Annotated in this window: 22 protein-coding genes; 17 read left to right on the forward strand and 5 right to left on the reverse strand. The window is 50.5% G+C overall.

Annotation, left to right across the window (positions count from 1 at the left end; genetic code table 11):
- Nucleotides 1-2 precede the first annotated feature (2 nt).
- From JI741_RS28340 to JI741_RS28360, 5 genes are all read left to right on the forward strand, one after another.
- The gene (locus JI741_RS28340; protein ID WP_202015462.1) at nucleotides 3-1,301 is read left to right on the forward strand and encodes an aminopeptidase P family protein; all 1,299 of its coding nucleotides are present in this window, start codon (nucleotides 3-5) and stop codon (nucleotides 1,299-1,301) included.
- Complete coding sequence (locus tag JI741_RS28345; RefSeq protein ID WP_202015464.1) at nucleotides 1,298-2,113, forward strand: DUF4198 domain-containing protein; 816 nt, start codon at nucleotides 1,298-1,300, stop codon at nucleotides 2,111-2,113. Before JI741_RS28340 ends, JI741_RS28345 begins: the two co-directional genes overlap by 4 nt.
- 9 nt (nucleotides 2,114-2,122) lie before the next feature.
- Nucleotides 2,123-2,536 (forward strand): RidA family protein, encoded by a 414-nt coding sequence (locus JI741_RS28350; protein WP_202015466.1) that lies wholly within the window; start codon nucleotides 2,123-2,125, stop codon nucleotides 2,534-2,536.
- Between the two features lie 61 nt (nucleotides 2,537-2,597).
- Nucleotides 2,598-3,173 carry a Uma2 family endonuclease gene (locus JI741_RS28355; RefSeq protein WP_202015468.1) on the forward strand — a complete coding sequence of 192 codons (576 nt, stop codon included), beginning with the start codon at nucleotides 2,598-2,600 and terminating at the stop codon, nucleotides 3,171-3,173.
- 80 nt (nucleotides 3,174-3,253) lie between these two features.
- Nucleotides 3,254-3,850, forward strand: coding sequence for a Uma2 family endonuclease (locus JI741_RS28360; protein ID WP_202015470.1), 597 nt, complete (start codon nucleotides 3,254-3,256; stop codon nucleotides 3,848-3,850).
- A 102-nt stretch (nucleotides 3,851-3,952) separates the two neighbouring features.
- On the opposite strand, the gene JI741_RS28365 is transcribed toward JI741_RS28360, so the two are convergent.
- Both JI741_RS28365 and JI741_RS28370 read right to left on the reverse strand, forming a co-directional pair.
- Nucleotides 3,953-4,279 (reverse strand): HesB/IscA family protein, encoded by a 327-nt coding sequence (locus JI741_RS28365; RefSeq protein WP_202015472.1) that lies wholly within the window; start codon nucleotides 4,277-4,279, stop codon nucleotides 3,953-3,955.
- A gap of 18 nt (nucleotides 4,280-4,297) precedes the next feature.
- The gene (locus JI741_RS28370) at nucleotides 4,298-4,708 is read right to left on the reverse strand and encodes a hypothetical protein (protein ID WP_236676314.1); all 411 of its coding nucleotides are present in this window, start codon (nucleotides 4,706-4,708) and stop codon (nucleotides 4,298-4,300) included.
- A gap of 73 nt (nucleotides 4,709-4,781) precedes the next feature.
- Between JI741_RS28370 and mce the strand changes: the two genes are divergently transcribed.
- On the forward strand, nucleotides 4,782-5,192 hold the full coding sequence (gene mce / locus JI741_RS28375; protein ID WP_202015474.1) for a methylmalonyl-CoA epimerase: 411 nt from the start codon (nucleotides 4,782-4,784) through the stop codon (nucleotides 5,190-5,192).
- Here the strand turns inward: mce and JI741_RS28380 are convergent.
- Nucleotides 5,189-5,350 (reverse strand): hypothetical protein, encoded by a 162-nt coding sequence (locus tag JI741_RS28380; RefSeq protein ID WP_202015476.1) that lies wholly within the window; start codon nucleotides 5,348-5,350, stop codon nucleotides 5,189-5,191. The two genes, mce and JI741_RS28380, sit on opposite strands and share 4 nt — an antisense overlap.
- A gap of 137 nt (nucleotides 5,351-5,487) precedes the next feature.
- Between JI741_RS28380 and thiL the strand changes: the two genes are divergently transcribed.
- Nucleotides 5,488-6,522 (forward strand): thiamine-phosphate kinase, encoded by a 1,035-nt coding sequence (thiL, locus tag JI741_RS28385; protein WP_202015478.1) that lies wholly within the window; start codon nucleotides 5,488-5,490, stop codon nucleotides 6,520-6,522.
- Here the strand turns inward: thiL and JI741_RS28390 are convergent.
- Nucleotides 6,519-6,884 carry a hypothetical protein gene (locus JI741_RS28390; protein WP_202015480.1) on the reverse strand — a complete coding sequence of 122 codons (366 nt, stop codon included), beginning with the start codon at nucleotides 6,882-6,884 and terminating at the stop codon, nucleotides 6,519-6,521. The two genes, thiL and JI741_RS28390, sit on opposite strands and share 4 nt — an antisense overlap.
- Nucleotides 6,885-6,982: 98 nt before the next feature.
- Entirely contained in the window at nucleotides 6,983-7,597 is a 615-nt protein-coding gene (locus JI741_RS28395) for an acyl carrier protein phosphodiesterase (RefSeq protein WP_202015481.1), read from the reverse strand.
- A gap of 118 nt (nucleotides 7,598-7,715) precedes the next feature.
- On the opposite strand from JI741_RS28395, the gene JI741_RS28400 reads away from it, so the two are divergent.
- The 10 genes from JI741_RS28400 (at nucleotide 7,716) to JI741_RS28445 (ending at nucleotide 21,822) form a co-directional block, all read left to right on the forward strand.
- Entirely contained in the window at nucleotides 7,716-8,117 is a 402-nt protein-coding gene (locus JI741_RS28400) for a hypothetical protein (RefSeq protein WP_202015483.1), read from the forward strand.
- Nucleotides 8,118-8,163: 46 nt separating this feature from the next.
- A complete protein-coding gene (locus tag JI741_RS28405) occupies nucleotides 8,164-9,441 on the forward strand; it encodes a metal-dependent hydrolase family protein (protein ID WP_202015486.1) in 1,278 nt (425 codons plus the stop codon).
- 282 nt (nucleotides 9,442-9,723) lie between these two features.
- A complete protein-coding gene (gene lepA, locus JI741_RS28410; protein ID WP_202015488.1) occupies nucleotides 9,724-11,511 on the forward strand; it encodes a translation elongation factor 4 in 1,788 nt (595 codons plus the stop codon).
- A 45-nt stretch (nucleotides 11,512-11,556) separates the two neighbouring features.
- The gene (locus tag JI741_RS28415; protein WP_202015490.1) at nucleotides 11,557-12,453 is read left to right on the forward strand and encodes a bifunctional 5,10-methylenetetrahydrofolate dehydrogenase/5,10-methenyltetrahydrofolate cyclohydrolase; all 897 of its coding nucleotides are present in this window, start codon (nucleotides 11,557-11,559) and stop codon (nucleotides 12,451-12,453) included.
- 56 nt (nucleotides 12,454-12,509) lie between these two features.
- Nucleotides 12,510-13,115 carry a 7-carboxy-7-deazaguanine synthase QueE gene (locus JI741_RS28420; RefSeq protein ID WP_236676319.1) on the forward strand — a complete coding sequence of 202 codons (606 nt, stop codon included), beginning with the start codon at nucleotides 12,510-12,512 and terminating at the stop codon, nucleotides 13,113-13,115.
- 15 nt (nucleotides 13,116-13,130) lie between these two features.
- Nucleotides 13,131-14,099, forward strand: coding sequence for an aminodeoxychorismate synthase component I (locus tag JI741_RS28425; RefSeq protein ID WP_202015492.1), 969 nt, complete (start codon nucleotides 13,131-13,133; stop codon nucleotides 14,097-14,099).
- Nucleotides 14,083-14,679 (forward strand): aminotransferase class IV, encoded by a 597-nt coding sequence (locus JI741_RS28430; protein ID WP_202015494.1) that lies wholly within the window; start codon nucleotides 14,083-14,085, stop codon nucleotides 14,677-14,679. The genes JI741_RS28425 and JI741_RS28430 overlap by 17 nt, the downstream gene beginning before the upstream one ends.
- A gap of 8 nt (nucleotides 14,680-14,687) precedes the next feature.
- Nucleotides 14,688-16,610: an OmpA family protein gene (locus JI741_RS28435; RefSeq protein WP_202015496.1), complete on the forward strand. Its 1,923-nt coding sequence runs from the start codon at nucleotides 14,688-14,690 to the stop codon at nucleotides 16,608-16,610.
- Nucleotides 16,611-16,907: 297 nt separating this feature from the next.
- The gene (locus tag JI741_RS28440) at nucleotides 16,908-20,144 is read left to right on the forward strand and encodes a SusC/RagA family TonB-linked outer membrane protein (RefSeq protein ID WP_202015498.1); all 3,237 of its coding nucleotides are present in this window, start codon (nucleotides 16,908-16,910) and stop codon (nucleotides 20,142-20,144) included.
- A gap of 19 nt (nucleotides 20,145-20,163) precedes the next feature.
- A complete protein-coding gene (locus JI741_RS28445; RefSeq protein ID WP_202015500.1) occupies nucleotides 20,164-21,822 on the forward strand; it encodes a SusD/RagB family nutrient-binding outer membrane lipoprotein in 1,659 nt (552 codons plus the stop codon).
- Nucleotides 21,823-21,829 lie beyond the last annotated feature (7 nt).

Genomic DNA, 21,829 nt, shown 5'->3' on the forward strand with positions numbered 1-21,829 from the left:
ATATGAGATACAAAAACATAAGCAAAGATCTGTTTGTCACCAATCGCAAGAAGCTTGTCAAGGCACTCAAGTCAAACGCTGTGGTGGTGGTCAACGCCAACGACATCATGCCCACCAACTCCGACGGCTCGATGCGCTTTCGCCAAAACAGCGACTTGTTCTATCTCACGGGAGTGGATCAGGAGGAAACCATCTTGTTGCTTTGTCCGGACTTTCCCGATAAGAAATACCGGGAAATTCTTTTCCTGCGTGAAACGAGCGACCTCATCGCAACCTGGGAGGGGCATAAGCTCACCAAAGAAGAAGCGCGCAAAGCCACGGGCATCGAAACCGTGCAATGGGTCTCCGAGTTTCCGCGCCTGTTTCACACCATCATGGTGATGGGCGACGTGTCGCATGTATACCTCAACACCAACGACCACTATCGTGCCGACATCCCGGTGGAAACACGTGAGATGCGTTTCGTGAAATCCTGTCAGCAAAAATACCCGCTCTATAAATATGAACGGCTGGCTCCCATCATGCACAGTTTGCGCAGCGTGAAATCCACGCACGAAATAGAACTGCTACAGCGCGCGTGCGACATCACGGAACAGGCGTTTCGGCGCGTGTTAAAATTTGTGAAGCCCGGTGTTAAGGAATATGAGATCGAGGCCGAATGGGCGCACGAATTTTTACGGAATGGCTCGCGTGGATTTGCCTACGAACCCATCATTGCGTCAGGCCCCAACGCCTGCGTGCTGCACTATATCGAAAACAACAAAGCCTGCCAGGATGGCGATGTGTTGTTGCTCGATGTGGGCGCGGAGTATGCCAACTACAATGCCGACCTCACACGCAGCATTCCTGTGAATGGCAAGTTCTCTAAACGGCAGAAGGACGTCTACAATGCAGTGCTTCGTGTGCAGCGTGAGGCGATGAAAATGTTGAAGCCGGGCGTGAAATATTTCGAGTATCACAAGGAGATTCAGAAAATTATGGAAGCCGAACTCATCGGCCTGAAGCTGCTGGATAAAAAAGAAGTAAAAAATCAAAGTGCCGATAAGCCACTCTATGCAAAATATTTCATGCACGGCACGGGTCATCAATTGGGTCTCGACGTGCACGACGTGGGCAACATGTATCATCCCATGCAGGTAGGGCAAGTGTGGACGGTGGAGCCGGGCATCTACATCCGCGAAGAAGGCCTCGGCATTCGCATCGAAAACAACGTCGTCATCCAAAAGAACGGTGTGCACGACCTCATGAAAAACATTCCCGTAGAAGTTGAAGAGATTGAAGACCTGATGAACGGAAAATGAAGCAAAACTTTCGATACAGAAAATCAGTGGCTGTGTTTGCGTTGATGGTTGTGATGGGCCTGGCGCAGGCGCACGAATTCTGGATGCAGCCCATCAAGTTTTTTCTGAAACCCGGTGAGCATCTGGTGGTGAGTTTTAAAGTGGGAGAAAACTTTATGGGTGAACCGTGGGACATGACGACCCACAAAATAGAACGGCTCGATTTGCTTCACGGATCCGAATCGCGCAGCGTGCGCGACAGCGTGATGCCCGGAAAGAAAAACAACCTTTCGGTGTTGTTAAAACAGGAAGGCACACACCTGCTGGTGATGCAAAGCGACAACGCGTTCATTGGCATGGAGGGCGACAAATTCAATGAATACCTGAAAGAGGATGGCCTCGACGAGGTGTTCGAGCAGCGCAAGAAGACCAACACACTCACAAAACCTTCGCGTGAATATTTCACACGCTTTTCCAAGTTGCTGGTGCAAGTGGGAAAAACAACCGACGACACCTTTGGCCAAGTGGCCGGATTTCCCGTGGAGGTTGTTCCGGAATCTAATCCCTATGCAGCAAAAATCGGCGACGTGATTCGCTACAAAATACTGCACGACGGCAAACCCGTTTTTGGTGCGAAGGTGCGTGTGTGGAACCGGTGGGACAATCGCACCACCATACAAAACATATACACCGAAAAGAATGGTACCATCGAGGCCATCGTGAGCAACCCGGGCATGTGGATGGTGAGCGTAGTGAGAATGGTACCGGCCACAAAAGAAGGAGCGGAGTGGCAAAGCTATTGGGCCAGCCTCACGTTTGGCATTCGTCAATAAAGAAAAACTATGAGCAAGATACATTCATCGCAAGCCCCTGAACCGGTGGGCTCCTATCCGCACGCACGGCGTGTAGGCAATCTGTTGTTCCTCTCGGGCGTGGGGCCACGGCAAAGGGGGTCGTCTGAAATTCCCGGTGTGACATTGGACGCAGAACGGAATATTATTGACTACGACATCGAAAAACAGTGTCATGCTGTGTTTCAGAACGTTCGCTACATCCTGGAAGACGCTGGTGCCCAGTGGGAAAACCTGGTGGACGTGACGGTGTTTCTCACGAACATGAAACAGGACTTTGCTGTTTTCAATAAAGTGTATGCAGTCTATTTTAAAGACAACCAACCCTGTCGAACCACGGTTGAAGTGAACGCGTTGCCCACGCCAATTGCCATTGAGTTGAAGTGCATTGCCGCGTTGGAGTGATGTTTTGAAATTTGTATCTTAGTTTGAAAGGTATTCGGTATCTTAATTAAATGGGACGGAAATGAATTCAGTCATTGGTGTTTCGAAGAAGATGACAGATGCAGAGTTTGAAAAATTCTGCGGAGAGAATCGTGACCTCCGTGTTGAGCGCAACAGTAATCTTGATGTTATCATTATGTCGCCCGTTAACTCGCTATCCGGCAATTTTGGTGCTGAAATTCTTTGGCAGTTGCAAAGTTGGAACGTGGCTCACGGAAGAAAGGGCCTGGTGTTTGACTCTTCAGCGGGATTTATGCTGCCTGATAAATCTATTCTCTCACCGGATGCTTCGTGGTTGACCCTTGCGAAATGGACGCCCCTTTCTGCAGAACAAAAAAATCGCTTTGCTCCGGTTTGCCCTGATTTTGTAATCGAACTCCGTTCAAAAAGCGACGATCTAAATGAGTTGATGGAGAAGATGAAAGCGTGGATCAACAATGGCGCCAAGCAGGCTTGGTTAATAGATCCCTATACCGAAACGTCCTATCTGTTTCACGACGGAATTGCCGATATCGTCACAGGATTTGATAAAAAACTTAAAGCCCATGCACCACTTGACGGCTTCGAACTTGATTTGTCAATGTTAAGAGAAATCTAAGACCTGTAAAGTCCTTATAAGAATGGAGTCGTTGGTTGCGACATTTTGAAATTTTGTATCTTTAAACAAAGAGAATTGTTATGATGGACACATTCGTGCTAAAGGGAAAGCTGATGGAGCGGATGACGGATGATGAATTCCTGCGATTCGCGTTTGACAACCAGGAATTGAAAATTGAACGCAACAGTAAACTCGAAATATTGATCATGTCACCCGTTAGCACGTTATCCGCCTATTATAGTTCTAAAATATACACACAACTAACCTTGTGGAACGAGAAGCACCAAAACGGTATCACCTTCGACTCTTCAGTAGGATTTACGCTTCCCGATCGTTCTATATTGTCTCCCGATGCTAGTTGGGTCTCGAACGAGAAATGGAGCAAGTTGTCGAAAGCCGATCTTAATAGATTTGCCTATCTGTGTCCCGAGTTTGTCATCGAAGTTGGGTCAAAGACTGATGATGCCGACGCGCTCAAACGGAAAATGCAAACCTGGATCTCCAATGGCGCCCTGTTGGCGTGGTTCATCGATCCGATAAACAAAATGAGCTATATCTATCGTCCGGCTAAGCCTGAAGAAATAGTGAAGGGATTTGATTTGAAGTTGAAAGGTGAGGGACCGGTGAGTGGCTTCGACCTGGATCTATCCATTTTGGATAAACACATTCCTAAATAGAATCGTATTCATAACGGAACGTTATGCGGCTATTCCGGTTTCCCGTGAATAACTCCTGCCGTTCAGCGATTCAACGCCAAGTCTATTACCGTTAAGAGAAATCTAAACCGCGAAACTCTCACCACAACCACACGTACGTGTTGCGTTGGGGTTGATAAACTGAAAGCCTTTGCCATTCAGCCCGTCCGAAAAATCAAGCGTGGTGCCCAGCAGGTAGAGCAGGCTCTTTTTGTCAACAAGAATCTTGATGCCCTTGTCTTCAAAGATCTGGTCGGCAGGTTTTATCTCGTCGTCGAAATTGAGGTCATACATCAGGCCGGAGCATCCGCCGCCTTTCACAAGAACACGAACGTTGTTCTGATCGGCCTTGCCTTCTTCCTTGCGGAGGGCGATGATTCTTTCTTTTGCTTTATCGGTTACGCTGATCATAGTCTTGAAAAGTAATGTTTACGAAATAGGATTAAGCACCACACTAAACACGGTGAGGGTGTTCATGTCCCGGCCGTAGTATAGCTTCTGCAGGGCATCCAGAATGTTGCTCGCCTTGAAGTAGGACGTGTGCAGTTCTGTATCGCCCTTGGCCACCCATTGAATGGTATACGAATTTTCTTTTTCCTTGTATTGCTGTACATAGGCCAACATCTTCTTCAGGGCATCTACTTTGTCGGCACCCGTCTCGTTGTGAAAGAGGAAGGCCTGGTTGTGGCGTGGGTTGATGGTGATGAGGTCCAGTTTCACCTTGCCGTCAACCGTGCTGTATTCAAACACCAGGTCTGATGTGCGCAAGCCCAGGTAATCTTTGATCTCTTGCTGTACACGGGCCGCTTCCACATGCATTTCACTGAGGGTTTCAATCATAGATGCTAAAGTTTCACTGCCTAAACTTTCGATTTAGACAAAAAGTTTCGTCTTTGATGCAAAGTTAACAATTATGGAAAAACTTGAGCACATCGGAATTGCCGTTAAAAACATGGAAAAAGCCCATTCCATATTTGAAGCCCTTTTGGGGCGCGAACACTACAAAATCGAAGAGGTGGCGTCGGAGGGCGTCCGGACTTCGTTTTTTGAGATCGGAGGGGTGAAAATCGAGTTTCTGGAGGCCACCCGCGACGACTCGCCCATCGCCAAATTCATTGAAAAGCGGGGCGAAGGTGTTCATCACCTGGCCTTTGCCGTCAACGACATCAAAAGCAGCATTGAAGAGTATAAACAGAAGGGTTTTGAGCTCATCAGCGAGATTCCCAAAAAAGGCGCCGATAATAAAATGATCTGCTTCATGCACCCCAAATCTACAGGGGGCGTGCTCGTGGAACTCTGCCAGGAGATTAAAGCAGGCGGCTAAGGCTTCTTCATCTGGCTGGCGCTCTTGCCGCCAAACTGAAGATCGTTATAATACTTTTGTTTCTTTTTGCCCTTGGCCGTTTTGTAGTAAGGCTTTGGCGAATGACAGGCGCTGGCAAAAAAGGTCAGTAGAAGGAAAACGCCAATAATTCTTTTCATGAGCTTAGGGGATTATACCACTGCATAGGTACACCGAATATAGGTGGCAAATCTCGCATATTCGTCTATAATCTTACTTTTGCAGGATGAAGGGTTTCTTCGAACGCCGAAGACACCAACATCACACAGCAACAACAATGGAAAACAGATCGGAAATAAGTCAACTAGGTGAGTTTGGGTTGATCGAACGCCTGCGGGGAAATGTCACCCTCACCAACCCCACATCGCTGGTAGGCATCGGCGACGACGCGGCCGTTATTCAGGCAACAGACGATGAATGCATTTTGCTCTCCACCGACATGCTGGTGGAGGGTGTTCATTTTGATTTGTCGTATGTGCCCATCCATCACCTCGGCTACAAATCGGTGGCCGTGAACGTGTCGGACATTGCGGCCATGAATGCCAAGGCAGAGCAGATCACCGTGAGCATCGCCCTCAGCAATCGCTTCTCGGTAGAAGCCGTAGACGCCCTCTATGCGGGCATCCGCGCAGCCTGCGAAAGTTATGGTGTGGACCTCGTGGGAGGAGACACAACCTCGTCTACATCAGGATTGATCATTTCCATTTCGGTGATGGGTCGCGCAAAACGCGATCAGATCGCCTACCGTTCGGGCGCAAAGGTGAACGACATCCTGTGTGTGACCGGCGACCTCGGCGGAGCATTTATGGGATTGCAGGTGCTGGAACGCGAGAAGCAGGTGTTTCTGGCCGACCCCAACATGCAACCCGACATGGAGAAATATGAATACATGGTAGGCCGGCAGTTGAAACCCGAAGCCCGCATGGACATCGTCTACGATTTGCTGGAAGCCGGCGTGAAGCCCACATCCATGATTGACGTGTCGGACGGGCTGGCCTCCGAACTTTTCCACATTGTGAAAAGCTCGGGCGTGGGCGTGAGAATCTACGAAGACAAAATTCCTATCGATCACACCACCTACGAAACGGCCGTGGAGTTTAACCTCGACCCCGTGACCTGCGCATTGAATGGCGGCGAAGACTACGAATTGCTGTTCACCATTAGCAAAGACGATCAGGAGAAAATCAAAAATCACCCCGACATCCATTTCATTGGCTATGTGCACGATCGGAAAGACCAGAACGTGCTCATCACCAAACAAGGCACAGTGGTGCCGTTGCGTGCCCAGGGGTGGGATCACTTCAAGGGCTAATCTTCCGGAAACGGAATGAACACAAAATTGGTGAACGCCTTGTCGATCACAAACAGGCAGCAGAATTCGTCGGGATCTTTGTAGGCCGCTTTAAAATCGTCGGCCTTGTCGGTGTCGATGAGGCCGCGTTGCAGAAATTCGTCTACAAACGAAGCATAGTAGAACCAGGATGTTCCGTTAATGGCGGGACCCATCAGCACCTGCCCAATGGGCTGCTCTTCTTTGCAGATGGGGAAAATGGGAAAGTCAAACCCCGCCGTGCGGATTTGATAGGAAGCCTCTTTCAGGGTGTCGGCCACCTTCACAAAATCTTGCGAGATGGTGCCCAAATATTTACCGCTCAGTTCCGGATCGTTATGCATACAGTTTCAGAAGGTCAAAAATACAATTCCTTGTTGGATTCATGTGCACACCATTTCTGTGGGGCACAATCTTTACGAAGTGTGCATGATTTCAGGAGTTAGTTTTTCAGCGGAAACACGGGGCCTTCCAGGGGAAGTAAAAACGTGTTGGCCATGTTGATCAATTCCGGAAAAAACGCTTCAAACTCCTGCCGGAAGTCGTCGTAGAAAGCTTCCAGTTCCACCACCGATTCGTCCATCAGCGATACGTGCCGTGTGCGTCGGCTCAGGCCGGTGAGTGCGCGTTCGATGCCCCACAGTTCGCCATAGTTAACAAGCCAATTGCCGCGCACCATGTGGGGCAGGAGTTGGCGCACGCCCTCGGGCAACAGGGCCTGATGTTCGTCGAGGATGCCATAGGCCATTCGGGCAAAATCGGGCAGGGGCGTGGCGTGATAGTGAAGCCAGTTTTTTGAAAGGAAGTGGTCGTAGAACACATCAACGATCACGGGCGCATAGTGCCTGTATTTAGGCCTCAGTCTGGTCTTGCTTTGCAGCACCACGGCGTGATGGTCGGTGAAGCTGTCGATTTCGCGATGCAGTTCGATGCCCTTGGCAATGGCCCCGCCAAATTGATCTACCAGGTTGCGGCCTTTTACAAAGTCGCCGATAAAATTTCCCAGCATAACCGACGGGTTGTTTCCCGATAAATAAATGTGCGCCAGAAAATTCATGAACTATAAAGGTAGTTGGTAATTTGTTATTAAGTTCTTAGGTTGGCCGTTCATCGCAATCATGTCTATATTTACTATATTCTCTCCGTTGAATCTCTTTTAACCTATCCGACCGACCATGTCTTCTGCACTTGCTCAAATGAAATTGCTGATCAGCCTTGCCCAAATAGACGGGACAGTGGCCGATCGGGAAAGAAACTATATCATTAACATCGGCCGGGCCAACAACGTTTACCCCGACGAAGTAAAACCTCTTTTCGACAAGCGCCACGAACTCATCGTGCCGTCAGATTTGCCCGACGATCGCAAGTTCGACTATCTTTTCTCGCTGGTGCAATTAATGAAGATAGACGAAAGGATGTATAAAGAAGAAATTCTTTTCTGTTCAAAAATTGCCGCCAGCCTTGGCTACGATCAACAGGTGATGTTCGAACTGTTGCTGCACGTGAAAGCGGTGGCCATGGCCGACGACGAAATGACGGCACTGAAAAACCTCGTGCAAAAATACCTGCACCACTAGCGCCTGCGCTCCTGAACTTTTAGAAAATACCCATTAACCTAAACGTATGAAGAAAATTTATCTGATCCTCTTGTGGGTGGCAGCGTGTGCCACCACCTACGCACAAAAAACGTATGTGCACTGCGGAAACCTCATCGACGGCAAGGCCTCCGACGTTCAACCCCAAATGACCATCGTGGTGGAAGGCAACAAGATCACCGCCATCGAAAAAGGTTTCTCGAAGCCTGGCAAAGACGACAAGCTCATCGACCTCAGCAAAAAAACCGTGATGCCAGGCCTCATCGACATGCACGTGCATTTGGAAGGTGAAACCAGCAAAGACCAGGCGCTGCAACGCTTCACTCTGAACGACGCCGACGTGGCCTTCAAGGCTGCGTTCTATGCCAAGAAGACATTGATGGCCGGATTCACCACCGTGCGCGACCTCGGCGGATCGGGCGTGAACACTGCGCTGCGCAACGCTATCAATCAGGGCGTGGCCGTTGGTCCAAGAATTTTTTCTGCCGGCAAATCGATCGCCACCACGGGTGGCCACGCCGATCCCACCAATGGTTATCGCAAAGACCTGATGGGCGATCCCGGGCCGAAAGAAGGTGTGGTCAACTCACCCGACGAAGCGCGTCAGGCCGTGCGTCAGCGTTACAAAGAAGGATCTGATGTGATCAAAATCACGGCCACCGGCGGCGTGCTCAGCATCGCGAAAGACGGTTCGGGGCCGCAGTTCACCGAAGACGAAATGAAAGCGATTATTGAAACGGCCAAAGAATATGGCATGACCACGGCAGCTCACGCGCACGGCGCGGAAGGTATGAAGCGTGCCGTGTTGGCCGGCATCACCACCATTGAACACGGCACAAAAATGACCGAAGAGATCATGGACCTCATGAAAGAGAAAGGCACCTACTTTGTGCCCACCATCTCCGCCGGAAAGTTTGTGGCAGAGCAGGCCAAGGTGCCCGGCTATTACCACCCGTTGGTGGTGCCGAAAGCGTTGGAAATCGGTCCTCAGATTCAAAACACATTTGCCAAAGCCTATAAGCGTGGGGTGAAAATTGCCTTTGGAACCGACGCCGGTGTTTTCCCGCATGGCGACAATGGAAAAGAATTTACCTATATGGTGGAAGCCGGCATGCCGGCGATGGAAGCCATTAAGTCGGCCACCGTGGTGAGTGCCGGCATTTTGGGAATGTCCGAAAAACTGGGTTCGCTCGAAGCCGGCAAATTTGCTGACATCGTGGCTACCGACGAAAATCCGCTTCAAAACATCAAAACCATGGAAAAAGTGAGTTTTGTGATGAAAGACGGCGTGGTGGTGAAGCCCTAACAGATTCTTTTTGATTTTACAGATAACCGATCCTGTCGGGGCCCATACGGGCCTTTGGCAGGATCGGATTTGTTATGGCCTTTTCGTTTTTGCCTCCGATTTAAAAACCCGTCGCGTTTGGCCCGTTGCCGCAGCCGCTACTTTTCTTTCCCATTGTTCGCGGTTCGTTGCTCAATGATCATTGTTATTCCTACTTTTGCAATCTTAAAATGGCCGGGCAGGCGAGTCATGTCCGGATTGAACCGTAACAAACCGACTCATACCCCGATTTAAGAGGAGAGCATGGAAAATATCCGCAATTTTTGCATCATCGCCCACATTGACCACGGCAAAAGCACACTGGCCGACCGCCTTCTGGAATTTACCGGAACACTGAACGAACGCCAGATGGAAGCCCAGGTGTTGGACAACATGGACCTGGAAAAGGAAAAAGGCATCACCATCAAGTCGCACGCCATCCAGATGAACTACACCCTGGACGGACAAACCTACGTGCTCAACCTCATCGACACACCCGGTCACGTCGACTTTTCGTATGAAGTGTCGCGCTCCATTGCGGCCTGCGAAGGCGCCCTCCTCATTGTAGACGCCAGCCAGGGCATCGAAGCCCAAACCATATCGAATTTATACCTGGCCCTCGAGCACGACCTGGAAATTATTCCGGTCATGAACAAAATAGACCTTCCCCACGCCATGCCCGAAGAGGTGACGGACGAGATTGTGGAGCTGGTGGGTTGCAAGCGCGAAGACGTGATCCGTGCCAGCGCCAAAGAAGGCAAAGGCATCGAAGAAATATTGAAAGCGGTGGTGAGTCGCATCAAGCCTCCCAAGGGCGATCCGAAAGCACCGCTGCAAGCCATGATTTTTGACTCGGTGTTCAACTCATTCCGCGGCATCGAAATCTATTTCCGCGTGTTTAACGGCACCATCAAGAAAGGCGACAAGATCAAATTTGTGAGCACCGACAAAGAATATGGTGCCGACGAAATTGGTGTACTGAAACTCACCCAACATCCCAAAAATGAAATCAGCGCCGGCAACGTGGGCTATCTCATTTCGGGCATAAAAGTAGCCAGCGAAGTGCACGTGGGCGACACGATCACCAACGCGATAAACCCCGGAGCATCGCTCAGAGGATTCGAGAAGGTGAAGCCCATGGTGTTTGCCGGTATCTATCCCGTTGACACCACGGAATTTGAAGAGCTTCGTGCATCCATGGAAAAACTTCAGCTCAACGACGCGTCGTTGGTTTGGGAACTGGAAACATCGGCCGCCCTTGGCTTTGGTTTCCGTTGCGGCTTCCTCGGCATGCTCCACATGGAAATTATCCAGGAGCGCCTGGAGCGCGAGTTCAACATGACGGTGATCACCACGGTGCCGTCGGTGCAATTCCAGGCCTACCTCACAGACGGTTCGCAGATCTTCATCAACGCACCTTCCGAAATGCCCGATCCCACCCGCATGGATCGCATCGAGGAACCCTACATCAAAGCTCAGATCATTTCCAAAGCCGAATACATCGGGCCGATCATTAGCTTGTGTATGGACAAACGCGGCACCATTAAAAATCAAACCTACCTCACCACCGACCGCGTGGAGATGTCGTTTGAAATGCCGCTCTCTGAAATTGTATTCGACTTCTTCGATAAACTCAAGTCAATCTCGCGCGGCTATGCATCGCTCGACTACCACCTCATCGGCTTCCGCGAATCCGACATGGTGAAGCTCGACATCATGCTGAACGGCGAAAAAGTGGACGCGCTGAGCGCCATTGTTCACCGTGGCAAGTCACAGGACTGGGGACGCCGGCTTTGCGAAAAACTGAGGGAGCTCATCCCCCGCCAGATGTTCGAGATCGCCATCCAGGCGGCCATTGGGCAGAAGGTTGTGGCCCGCGAAAACATCAGCGCCATTCGCAAAAACGTGTTGGCAAAATGTTATGGCGGCGACATCTCGCGGAAACGCAAGCTGTTGGAAAAACAGAAAAAAGGGAAGAAGCGCATGCGTCAGGTAGGCAATGTGGAAATTCCACAGGAAGCCTTCATGGCCGTATTGAAACTGGATTCATAGTCGAACAGAAAATACAAACATTCACCAAAGCAGGCACACACTGACATGACCGAGGAATTGCAAACCACCACCTACACACTCATCGACGGCAGAAAGATATCGACGGATATCAAAAACGAAATTGCCGAGAAGGTCGCCGAGCGTAAGCAGCTGGGCAAAAAAATTCCGCACCTCGCCATCATCCTGGTGGGCGACGACGGCGCCAGTCAAACGTATGTCGACAACAAGGTGAAAGCGTGCAAAAGCGTGGGCTTTCACTATACGATGATGCGCTTTGCCGACACCATCAACGAAGAACGTCTCATGAAACACATCGACCACGTGAACAACGACGACGACGTGGACGGTTTCATCGTGCAGCTGCCCTTACCTGCGCACATCTCCGTAGAAAACATTACCGAAAAAATTCGCTCCGACAAAGATGTGGACGGCTTCACCAACCACAACTTCGGCAGCATCATATCAAAAAATCCCTTGCTCATGCCCGCCACACCGTTTGGTGTGATGGAGTTGCTGCGTCGCTACAACATTCCCACCGAAGGAAAACACGCGGTGGTGATTGGCGCAAGCCGCATTGCCGGCGCGCCGTTGAGCATGATGCTGACCGAACAAGGACACTCCACCGTGACCATCTGCCACAAATACACAAAAGACCTCGCCACCTTTACCCGCGCAGCCGACATCTTGCTGGTGGCCGTGGGCAAACCCGGGTTGGTCACTGCCGACATGGTGAAGCCCGGTGCTGTGGTGATCGACATCGGAACCACCCGCGTGGAAGGGCCCGAATATCCGAAAGGCTGGGCCATCAAAGGCGATGTGGACTTTAACAACGTGGCGCCCAAAGCGTCTTACATCACCCCCGTTCCGGGCGGTGTAGGCCCCATGACCATTGCGTCGCTCTTGCTGAATACATTACGCGCCACCGAACTGCGCAATCCCTAGAGACGGAGCCACCCCGGTGTGGCATCAAGCATCAAACTGTGGAGATCAAAGAAACCATGACGCTTCAATCGCTTCCGCTGATGGAAGACTTCTACACCATTCAGGGAGAAGGCTTCTACCAGGGGCACGCCGCCTATTTTATTCGCCTCGGCGGATGCGATGTGGGCTGTGTGTGGTGCGACGTGAAAGAGTCGTGGGATGCCTCGGCCCATCCGTTGATTGCCATCGACGAAATGGCGCGACGCGTGAAAGATGCCGGCGCGAAAATCGTGGTGGTCACGGGCGGCGAGCCGGCCATGCACGACCTCTCCAGCCTAACCCAACGCCTGAAGGCCGAAGGGTTGCGCACCCACATTGAAACCTCGGGCGTCTATCCGCTCACGGGCCACTGGGATTGGGTTTGTTTTTCGCCCAAAAAATTCAAAACACCCCACCCGTCGGTCTATGAAGAAGCCGACGAACTAAAGATCATCGTCTACAATAAAAGCGATTTTGCCTGGGCCGAAGAATTTGCCGCGGTGGTGAAACCGGAATGCCAGCTTTTTCTTCAACCCGAATGGTCGAAAGAAAAAGAGATGATCCCCCTCATCATCGACTATGTGAAAGCCAACCCCCGGTGGCAGGTGTCGTTACAGGTACATAAGTACATGAACATACCCTAGTGCCCGCAAGCCTTCATGAACATTGCAACCTTCACGGAAACCATGAACCAATGGGGGCGCAACAAAGTCCCCTTTTTGTTTGTGGTGGATTTTGAGATGCAGCGCCCGTTGCTCATGCGCCTGGCGGATGTGAATCCTTCCGAAATACTGTATCGCGTTCACGACACAACCAATGCGCCGCCGGCCCACGGGAGCGAAGGCATTGTGCTGAAGAAAATGCCGTTGCCCGAACCGGACTACCGAAAAAAATTCGAGCAGGTATACGGTCACCTTGCGTATGGCGATTCGTTCCTGACCAACCTCACCGTGAAAACCGAGGTTAGGATGGATCATTCCTTGCGGGATGTTTTTCACCTGAGTCATGCCCGCTACAAGTTGTTGGTAGAAGATCAGTTTCTGGTGTTCTCTCCCGAAATTTTTGTCCGCATAAAGGACCAGAAAATCTACAGTTTTCCCATGAAGGGAACCCTGGACGCTTCCGTTCCAAACGCGAAGGAAACACTGCTGGCCGATCCAAAAGAAATAGCCGAACACGTCACCATCGTCGATCTCATTCGCAACGACCTGAGCCAGGTGGCCTCCAGCGTGAACGTGACCCGGTTTCGATACGTGGAGGAGATCCGGACACCATCTAAAACGCTGTTGCAGGTGAGTTCGGAAGTGGTGGGCGATCTGGCGCCAGACTACCGCCACCACTTGGGCGACATTTTGGTAAGGTTATTGCCGGCCGGATCAGTGAGCGGCGCTCCCAAACCAAAGACCCTGGAGATCATCCGGGAGGTGGAGCAGGAGCGACGTGGATTTTATACCGGCGTGTTTGGTATCTTCGACGGCACCAACCTCGACAGCGGTGTAATGATCCGCTTCATCGAAAAACAAGGCGATCGCTATTTCTATCGCAGCGGTGGAGGCATCACGGCGCAAAGCAGCGCCGCGTCGGAATACCAGGAAGTGATTGATAAAGTATATGTCCCTCTTACTTGAATCCATAAAACTGCAGGACGGCGAATATCAGAACCTGTTCTATCACGAACAGCGCATGAACCGCTCCCTCAAAACACTTTGCGGCGAAATAGACCATTTCGACCTCGAGGAATTTTTGAAGCACATGGAGAAGCCGGAGAAGGGGCTATACAAATGCCGCATCGTGTACGACGAAAAGTCGAAAGACATTGAGTTCAGCGCCTACACCCCCAAGCCCGTGGCCAACCTGAGGGTGATTGAGCACGATCGGGTGTCGTATGAATTTAAATATGCCGATCGGAAAACACTGAACAAGCTCTACGAACTTCGCCAGGCCTGCGACGACATCCTCATCGTGAAACGCGGGCTCGTGACCGACTCTTCGTTCGCAAACATCGTGTTCAGAAGAGGCAAGCATTGGTACACGCCATGGTCGGCTTTGCTGAAAGGAACACAGCGTACCAAACTGCTGGAACGGAACGTTATTGAGGAAGAAGAAATACGGGTGGAGGATATCGCGTCGTTCGAAACTTTCAAGCTCATCAACGCCATGCTCGAATTTGACTCGCCGGAAATTGACGTATCCAACATTGTTTTCTAGTTTTAGGCATGAATCGTATCCTTGCCGCGCTACTGCTCCTCTTTTGTCATCATGTTGTTCTGTGTCAGGCACCCCTTAGCACCAAATCGAAAAAAGCAATCGAGCTCTACAACCAGGCCGACAACTTCCGGGTGCGCGGTCAATACGATCAGGCCATCAGCCTTTTGAGCCAGGCCCTGGAGAAAGACGACAAGTTTGTGGAGGCATACTATCGCCTGGGCACCACCTACTTTTCGATGAAACAACACGCCAAAGCGGTTGCCTTATACGAGAAGGGCCTGAGCCTTACAACAGACTTACGCACACAAAAAGTTTTTTGGTACGACCTCGGTGAACTCTACCTTCTTTCGGGCGACTACGAGAAGGCCATGAAAGTGCTGAGCTCGTTTGTGAACAACGAAACCCTCAACAAAGCAAAAGTCGATCGCGCCACCATGCTGTTCAGAAGTGCAGAGTTTGCGCTGAAGAACAAAGCAAACACCTCGGCCTATAAACAGCAGCCCATGAGCGACACGGTGAACCGTTTCGTGATGCAATATTTCCCCGCCCTCACAGCCGACCAACAGCAACTCATCTTCACCCGCCGGGTAGGCGATGGGCCCAACGACGACGAAGATCTGGTGGTGAGTGCAAAAGATGCGCAGGGGCATTGGCAATTTCCGGTTTCCATTTCCAAGAACATCAACACCCGCCTCAACGAAGGCACGTGCACCATCTCTGCCGACGGTCGCAAGCTCATCTTCACATCGTGCACGGGGCGCGATGGCATTGGCAGCTGCGACCTTTATGAAAGCCGCAAGATTGGCAACGACTGGACCATGCCCAAAAACCTGGGGCGGAATGTGAACAGCGCCGAATGGGAATCGCAACCCTCGCTCTCGGCCGATGGGCGCACACTTTATTTTGTGTCAGACCGCCGCACAGGCATTGGTCGGCGCGACATCTGGATCTCAACGCAAGGAGACGATGGTCAATGGACCAAGGCCGTGAACGCCGGCAAGCAGGTGAACTCGCAGTATGACGAAATCTCTCCATTCATACACGCCAACAACCGGACACTCTTCTTTGCCTCGAATGGACTGCCCGGCTTTGGCGGCTACGACATTTTCTTTTCAGAAAAAGACTCCACCCAGTGGACCGCCCCCAAAAACATTGGCGCACCGATAAACGATCACGAAGATCAATTTTCGCTTTTCATAACGGCCGACGGCAAGAAGGGCTACTACTCGCACGAAGAGACGCTGCCCAACGGTTTCTCGCGAAGCAAAATCTACGAGATGAATATCCCGGCCGACAAGCAGATGCAATACCGAAGCAACTATGTGAAAGGCGTGATACGCGACAAGGTGGGTCACACCCCGCTGTCGGCAAAAATAGAACTCATCAACATCGGCAAAAACGCCATCGAGTCGCTGGTGGAGTCAGACTCGATAACCGGAGAGTACCTGATGGTGCTCACGCAGGGAGCCGACTATGCGCTCTACGTCAACAAACCCGGTTATCTTTTCAAAAGCTTGAACTTCAATTATTCTGAGGTACGCGACTTCAAACCCATCATCATCGACATCGACATGGAGAAGGTGAAGGAGGGTTCGGTGGCCATTCTAAACAACATCTTTTTTGATGTCGACAAGTTCGCCCTGCAACCCAGATCTACGCCCGAGCTGCAAAAGATTCTGCGATTTTTGAACACGAACCCCACGGTGAGAGTGGAAATCAGTGGCCACACGGATAACTCGGGCGCTCCTGACCACAACCGGCAACTTTCCGAAAAACGCGCCCTTTCGGTCTACAACTACCTTGTCGCCAACGGCATCGACAAAAAGCGCCTGACCACAAAAGGATATGGGCCCGATCGCCCTGTCACCCCCAACGAAACCGATGAAGGACGCCAGCGAAACCGAAGAATCGAATTCAGAATTGTCCGTTAGAAAAATTTTTTAACTTTTTTTTGGGGTCTGAATTCACCCTCCCAGCCGGGTTAGTTCCGGTGCCGTTCGTCTCCCCGTTTTCAGGTCGAAAATCGATTATCTGAACGTTATTGCGTGGAATCACCGCAATTCGGTTTTTTGGAATTTTGGACAGAATATCGAAAAAACTACCACATTATAGGGTATTGGTGGCTTACGATCGATAGTAAATTTTGGGGTACCTGTCTTTTGCCTATTACTATTTTGTCTTAAGTTTGGGACCAAAGTTCAAACTTTCATTAACCTAACCTAAACAGTATGAAGAGAATTCTACTATTCTGCTGTCTTACACTAATTACGTCACTTATCAGTGGCGCAGTGTGGGCGCAAGATCGTACCGTCACGGGCAAGGTCACATCTACCGAAGATGGAACCTCGTTACCTGGCGTAAACGTTGTCCTGAGTGGCACCGCGGTGGGAACCGTATCGGATGCCGAAGGAAATTTTAAATTGAGCGTACCCGCAACCGGCGGAACCCTCGTTTTTTCATTCATTGGTCTCACCACGCAAGAAGTCGCCGTTGGCGACCGCACGGTCATCGACATCCAGATGGCACCCGACGCTAAACAGCTCGCAGAGGTTGTTGTGACAGGCGCCGGAATTGAAAAAGACAAACGTACCCTCGGGTATAGGTTGGAGAGTGTATCCGGGACCAAGCTTCAGCAGGTGTCGGAAGGCGATCCCCTCCGTGCCCTCCAAGGCAAAGTAGCCGGTGTAAACATCATCAGCTCCAGCGGTGCTCCCGGTAGCTCTACCCGCATCACTATGCGCGGTAACCGTTCGATGCTCGGAAACAACCAGCCTCTTATTGTGGTGGATGGTATTCCTTACGACAACCAACAGGTAAATACTTCCAACCAGCTTTCGGGTGGTGGTTCGTATGCCAGCGGTTTGGCAGGCGTTGACCCCAACAATATCGAAACCATGAACATCCTGCCTCCCGGTGGTGCCGGTGCGGCGTTGTATGGTGTGCGTGCGGCAAACGGTGTGATTGTGATCACCACCAAAACAGGCACATCACGCGCTTCAAAAAAAGGTTTGGAGATGAGCGTGACTTCGGGCTACTCGGTTGAAGAAATTTCGGGCTTGCCTGATTTTCAAAACAAATATGGTTCGGGATCAAAGTTCAATTATAGCCCTGCAAACGGTTCATGGGGAGCTCCTTTCCCCGGTGCTGTTGACTACCCTACAATTTCGACCATTCCTCGTTGGCAACCTTTTGTGGATGCTTATCCCAATGAACCTAAAACGGTTCCTTATCAAGCTCACCCCAACAACGTAAAGGACTTTTTCAACACCGGTTCGCTTTGGGAAAATTCACTCACCATGAACGGTGGAAATGAAAAGGCAAACTTCAGTGCCACACTGTCCAGACTGGATCAAAAAGGTATCGTGCCGAACTCCAAGTTTCAAAGAAACGTGTTGAGCATTGGCGCAAACACGATCCTGGCAAACAACATCCACATCGGTGGAACAATGTCATACAGCAGCACGGTTCAGGCAGGCCCTCCCGGCGGTGCAGGCAACGCGATTGGTAACGGTACGGCCTTCGGACGTACGATGTATCTCGGAAGAGATTGGGATCTTCAAGGACAGCCTTACGAAGACCCCATCACCAAGGAAAGCCTTTTCTTCGTGGCAAAATCGCAGTCAACCAACCCTTACTGGTCGGCAAAATATGACGGTATCCAAACACAAATGAACCGTATCGTTACAAACTTCAACGTAGCATACGATATTAACGATTGGTTGAGTGTTCAATACAGGGGTGGTGTTACCCACTATGATCAAAGCAACAAAGAATGGTTCCGTCCGGGCGGTCGCGCTGCGGGTGGTATCGGTCAGATCACAACAGACTACACAACCTGGACGGAGATTGAATCCTTCCTGCGTGTGAATGCTACTAAAAAACTGACAGACGACCTTACACTGGGCGCTTACGTTGCACACAACCTTAACCAACGTACACAGGAACAGCAGTCCTACATTGGTACGGGTATGATCGACTTCAACATTCTGGATATCGACAACACAACCAGCGTATTGAACAATGGTGGTATCTACTCCAGAAGAAGACTTATCGGTGTTTTGGGTGAAGTGTCTTTGCAATACAGAGACTACCTGACCTTGACGGCTACTGGCCGTAACGACTGGTCTTCGACACTGCCCGTTTCGAAAAGAAGCTTCTTCTATCCTTCGATCTCGTCGGCGTTCATTTTCACCGATGCGTTCAACATGGATAAGAGCATCTTGTCGTTTGGTAAACTGCGTGCTACCTGGTCTAAAACCGGTAACGACGCCAGCCCTTATGATTTGAGCAACACCTACATGGTGAATCCTCAATTTGTATCGCAAAGCGTGCAATTCCCTTTCAACAAAATTCCCGGCACAACGCTTGGCGGTCTTCCCGGCTCGAGCGACGTAGTGGCTGACCCGAACCTCACACCAGAATTCACACGGTCGGTAGAAGTAGGTACAGACTTGCAATTCTTTGACAACAGAGCGTCAATCGGATTCACCTACTACAATACCTTAACAACAAACGGTATTGCGGCACAGTCATACCCTTCGGTTTCGGGCTACACCAGCTACCTCACCAACTTTGGTGACGTAAGCAACAAGGGTATCGAAATCATGGTAGGCATAACGCCTGTGTCGTTGGCCAATGGTTTCCGTTGGGATATCAACGCTAACTTCACGCATAACCGCAACGTAGTGGAGCGTCTCGCTCCCGGTGTTGACGAAATTGTGGTGCGCAACCTGTTCGCCGGCGGTATCACGCCCGTGCTTCGTCCCGGTCAGGAATACGGTATCATGAGAGGTTCGGTAGATGTTCGCGATCACGATGGCAACCTCTTGATCGATCCGAGCAACGGCCAGTTGATCCGCTCATTGTCCCCTGCAATCATAGGTAACCCTAACCCTGACTTCAAGGCGGGTATGACCAACACGTTCAGCTACAAAGGCGTTAGCTTGTCTGTTCTGTTCGACTGGACACAAGGCGGAGATCTGTATTCAACCACCGTATCGAACCAACTTGGGCGCGGTGTAACAAAGGATACCGAAGACAGAGAAGTGAACAAAATCATACCCGGCTTCCTGGGTGACATCAACTCCGGACAACCGCTGTTGGATGCAGAAGGCAAGAAAATACCAAACAACATTCAGATCGAAACAAACGATTTGTATTTCGGTGAAACCTTCGGTATCAACGCAGCAGACGAATGGAACGTTTACGATGCAACTGTGTTCCGTCTGAGAGAAGCCAGCCTTGGCTATTCACTGCCCAAGTCGCTTCTGGCCAAAACACCTTTTGGTTCTGTGAGCGTAACCCTCACCGGCAGAAATCTCTGGTACAAGGCACCTAACATGCCGAAGCACTCGCACATGGATCCCGAAACCAGCTCATTTGGTACTTCCAATGCGCAAGGATTCGAGTTCGACAACTTCCCTTCTGTGAGAAGATACGGCGTGAACCTGAGATTGACTTTCTAATCTTTAATTAGCAATCGATATGAAAATAAACATTAAGCGTATACAGAAATCAGTTCTCGCGCTATCCGTGGTCAGCCTTCTGAGCGTAACCGGATGCAGTGACTACCTGGATGTCAATACAGATCCGAACAACCCGCTCGATTCTAAACTGCAACAAATATTGCCGACTGTTGAGGCGGTAATTTTCGAATCGTTAGGAAACGGGAGCGGTGGGCTTTCTGACCTCACCTCGCAATTTGTTCACCACACCGTTCAACGTGGAACGTCAAACTTCTACTTTGTGGCGGGAAATGAATTCAGCATATCCAACGCCTGGCCTAACATGTATGCCGGTGCTTTGATGGATATCAACCAAATGATCAGAAAAGGAACCGAAACACAATCCTATCACTACCTGGGTGTGGCGCAGATCCTGAAAGCGTACACCTACAGCATGCTGGTGGATGTGTTCGGAAAAGCAGCATACACCGAGTTTGGTCAGGCAGCTGCCAACCCTTTCCCCAAGTATGATGAAGGTGCCGATGTGTATCCGGAACTGTTCAAACTTCTGGACGAAGCAAAGACCAACCTTTCCAAAACGGTTGCAACAGCTCAGAAACTGGGAACCGATGACCTCGTGTATGGTACCAGCTCCAATGCGGCTGACAAATGGATTCGTTTTGCCAATTCGTTGAAGCTTAAATTATACAACAACGTGCGTTTAACGTCGATGTATGATGCCACTGCGGTGGAAGCTATTCTGGCCGAAGACAAGATGATCAATAGCGTGGCAGGCGGATTCAAACTGCTCTACACATCTTCGAACAACCCTGAGAACCGGAACCCTTTGTTTAAGCAAGACTATGTTGATGCTAACGCAAACCAAATCGATCCGTACTTCTACTTGATCATGTCGAACCAGAGCTCGTCACTCACGGGAGCGCCGTTGAACCCTGTGCTGGACGGAATCGTTGATCCCCGCGTTCCTTATTATTTCTACAACCAATTGGCAGGCGATCCCCCGCAAAATGCGAAGTACGTAGCGTCGGCTAAATATGGCGACTTCCTGTCACTTTGGTTTGCATCGTTCAACATCGATCCGAACGAAGGTTTTGACCAGGCTCAATCATACACCCGCGTAGGACTCTATCCTTGTGGTGGTGCATATGATGATGGATCAGGCACGACGGCCGGCGTTGCTGCAGGACAAAACGCAGGATTGGGTGGAGCAGGCTATACGCGTTTGTATTCTTACTTCCATCAGCTCTACACACGTGCAGAACTTTCGTTGACCAAGAGTGCTTCGGGCGATGCCAGAGATCTTTTTGAAGAGGCGATGTATGCGTCTTTCGATGAGGTGAATGAGTTGGCTCCTATCGACATTGCCGCCGGCACGATCAAGACTTATGTGGATGCCGTGTTGGCAAAGTATGATGCTGCTGACGACAATGGAAAACTGGAGCTCATCCTTACTGAAAAATGGATCGCTACGTTTGGTTTCTCTGTAGATGCTTACACAGACTATCGCAGAACCGGCTACCCGATCATGTTCGATCCTGCCACGGACAACAACCCGTTGACAATCTTGAACAGAGCCTATCCGCTGTCGTTCCCTTATTTCACGGACGATCTTCAAATCAACCCGAACGCTCCGGCCCAACGGAATCCGGCTACCGACAAAGTGTTCTGGGATAACTAACATCTAA

Origin of the sequence: Chryseolinea lacunae (assembly GCF_016735595.1) — a bacterium.
Lineage (GTDB): Bacteria > Bacteroidota > Bacteroidia > Cytophagales > Cyclobacteriaceae > Chryseolinea > Chryseolinea lacunae.

Bases quoted from the DNA above. Each gene is read 5' to 3' on its own strand.
- JI741_RS28340 (WP_202015462.1), top strand. From the start codon at position 3: ATGAGATACAAAAACATAAGCAAAGATCTGTTTGTCACCAATCGCAAG.
- JI741_RS28345 (WP_202015464.1), top strand. From the start codon at position 1,298: ATGAAGCAAAACTTTCGATACAGAAAATCAGTGGCTGTGTTTGCGTTG.
- JI741_RS28350 (WP_202015466.1), top strand. From the start codon at position 2,123: ATGAGCAAGATACATTCATCGCAAGCCCCTGAACCGGTGGGCTCCTAT.
- JI741_RS28355 (WP_202015468.1), top strand. From the start codon at position 2,598: ATGAATTCAGTCATTGGTGTTTCGAAGAAGATGACAGATGCAGAGTTT.
- JI741_RS28360 (WP_202015470.1), top strand. From the start codon at position 3,254: ATGATGGACACATTCGTGCTAAAGGGAAAGCTGATGGAGCGGATGACG.
- JI741_RS28365 (WP_202015472.1), bottom strand. From the start codon at position 4,279: ATGATCAGCGTAACCGATAAAGCAAAAGAAAGAATCATCGCCCTCCGC.
- JI741_RS28370 (WP_236676314.1), bottom strand. From the start codon at position 4,708: ATGATTGAAACCCTCAGTGAAATGCATGTGGAAGCGGCCCGTGTACAG.
- mce (WP_202015474.1), top strand. From the start codon at position 4,782: ATGGAAAAACTTGAGCACATCGGAATTGCCGTTAAAAACATGGAAAAA.
- JI741_RS28380 (WP_202015476.1), bottom strand. From the start codon at position 5,350: ATGAAAAGAATTATTGGCGTTTTCCTTCTACTGACCTTTTTTGCCAGC.
- thiL (WP_202015478.1), top strand. From the start codon at position 5,488: ATGGAAAACAGATCGGAAATAAGTCAACTAGGTGAGTTTGGGTTGATC.
- JI741_RS28390 (WP_202015480.1), bottom strand. From the start codon at position 6,884: ATGCATAACGATCCGGAACTGAGCGGTAAATATTTGGGCACCATCTCG.
- JI741_RS28395 (WP_202015481.1), bottom strand. From the start codon at position 7,597: ATGAATTTTCTGGCGCACATTTATTTATCGGGAAACAACCCGTCGGTT.
- JI741_RS28400 (WP_202015483.1), top strand. From the start codon at position 7,716: ATGTCTTCTGCACTTGCTCAAATGAAATTGCTGATCAGCCTTGCCCAA.
- JI741_RS28405 (WP_202015486.1), top strand. From the start codon at position 8,164: ATGAAGAAAATTTATCTGATCCTCTTGTGGGTGGCAGCGTGTGCCACC.
- lepA (WP_202015488.1), top strand. From the start codon at position 9,724: ATGGAAAATATCCGCAATTTTTGCATCATCGCCCACATTGACCACGGC.
- JI741_RS28415 (WP_202015490.1), top strand. From the start codon at position 11,557: ATGACCGAGGAATTGCAAACCACCACCTACACACTCATCGACGGCAGA.
- JI741_RS28420 (WP_236676319.1), top strand. From the start codon at position 12,510: ATGACGCTTCAATCGCTTCCGCTGATGGAAGACTTCTACACCATTCAG.
- JI741_RS28425 (WP_202015492.1), top strand. From the start codon at position 13,131: ATGAACATTGCAACCTTCACGGAAACCATGAACCAATGGGGGCGCAAC.
- JI741_RS28430 (WP_202015494.1), top strand. From the start codon at position 14,083: ATGTCCCTCTTACTTGAATCCATAAAACTGCAGGACGGCGAATATCAG.
- JI741_RS28435 (WP_202015496.1), top strand. From the start codon at position 14,688: ATGAATCGTATCCTTGCCGCGCTACTGCTCCTCTTTTGTCATCATGTT.
- JI741_RS28440 (WP_202015498.1), top strand. From the start codon at position 16,908: ATGAAGAGAATTCTACTATTCTGCTGTCTTACACTAATTACGTCACTT.
- JI741_RS28445 (WP_202015500.1), top strand. From the start codon at position 20,164: ATGAAAATAAACATTAAGCGTATACAGAAATCAGTTCTCGCGCTATCC.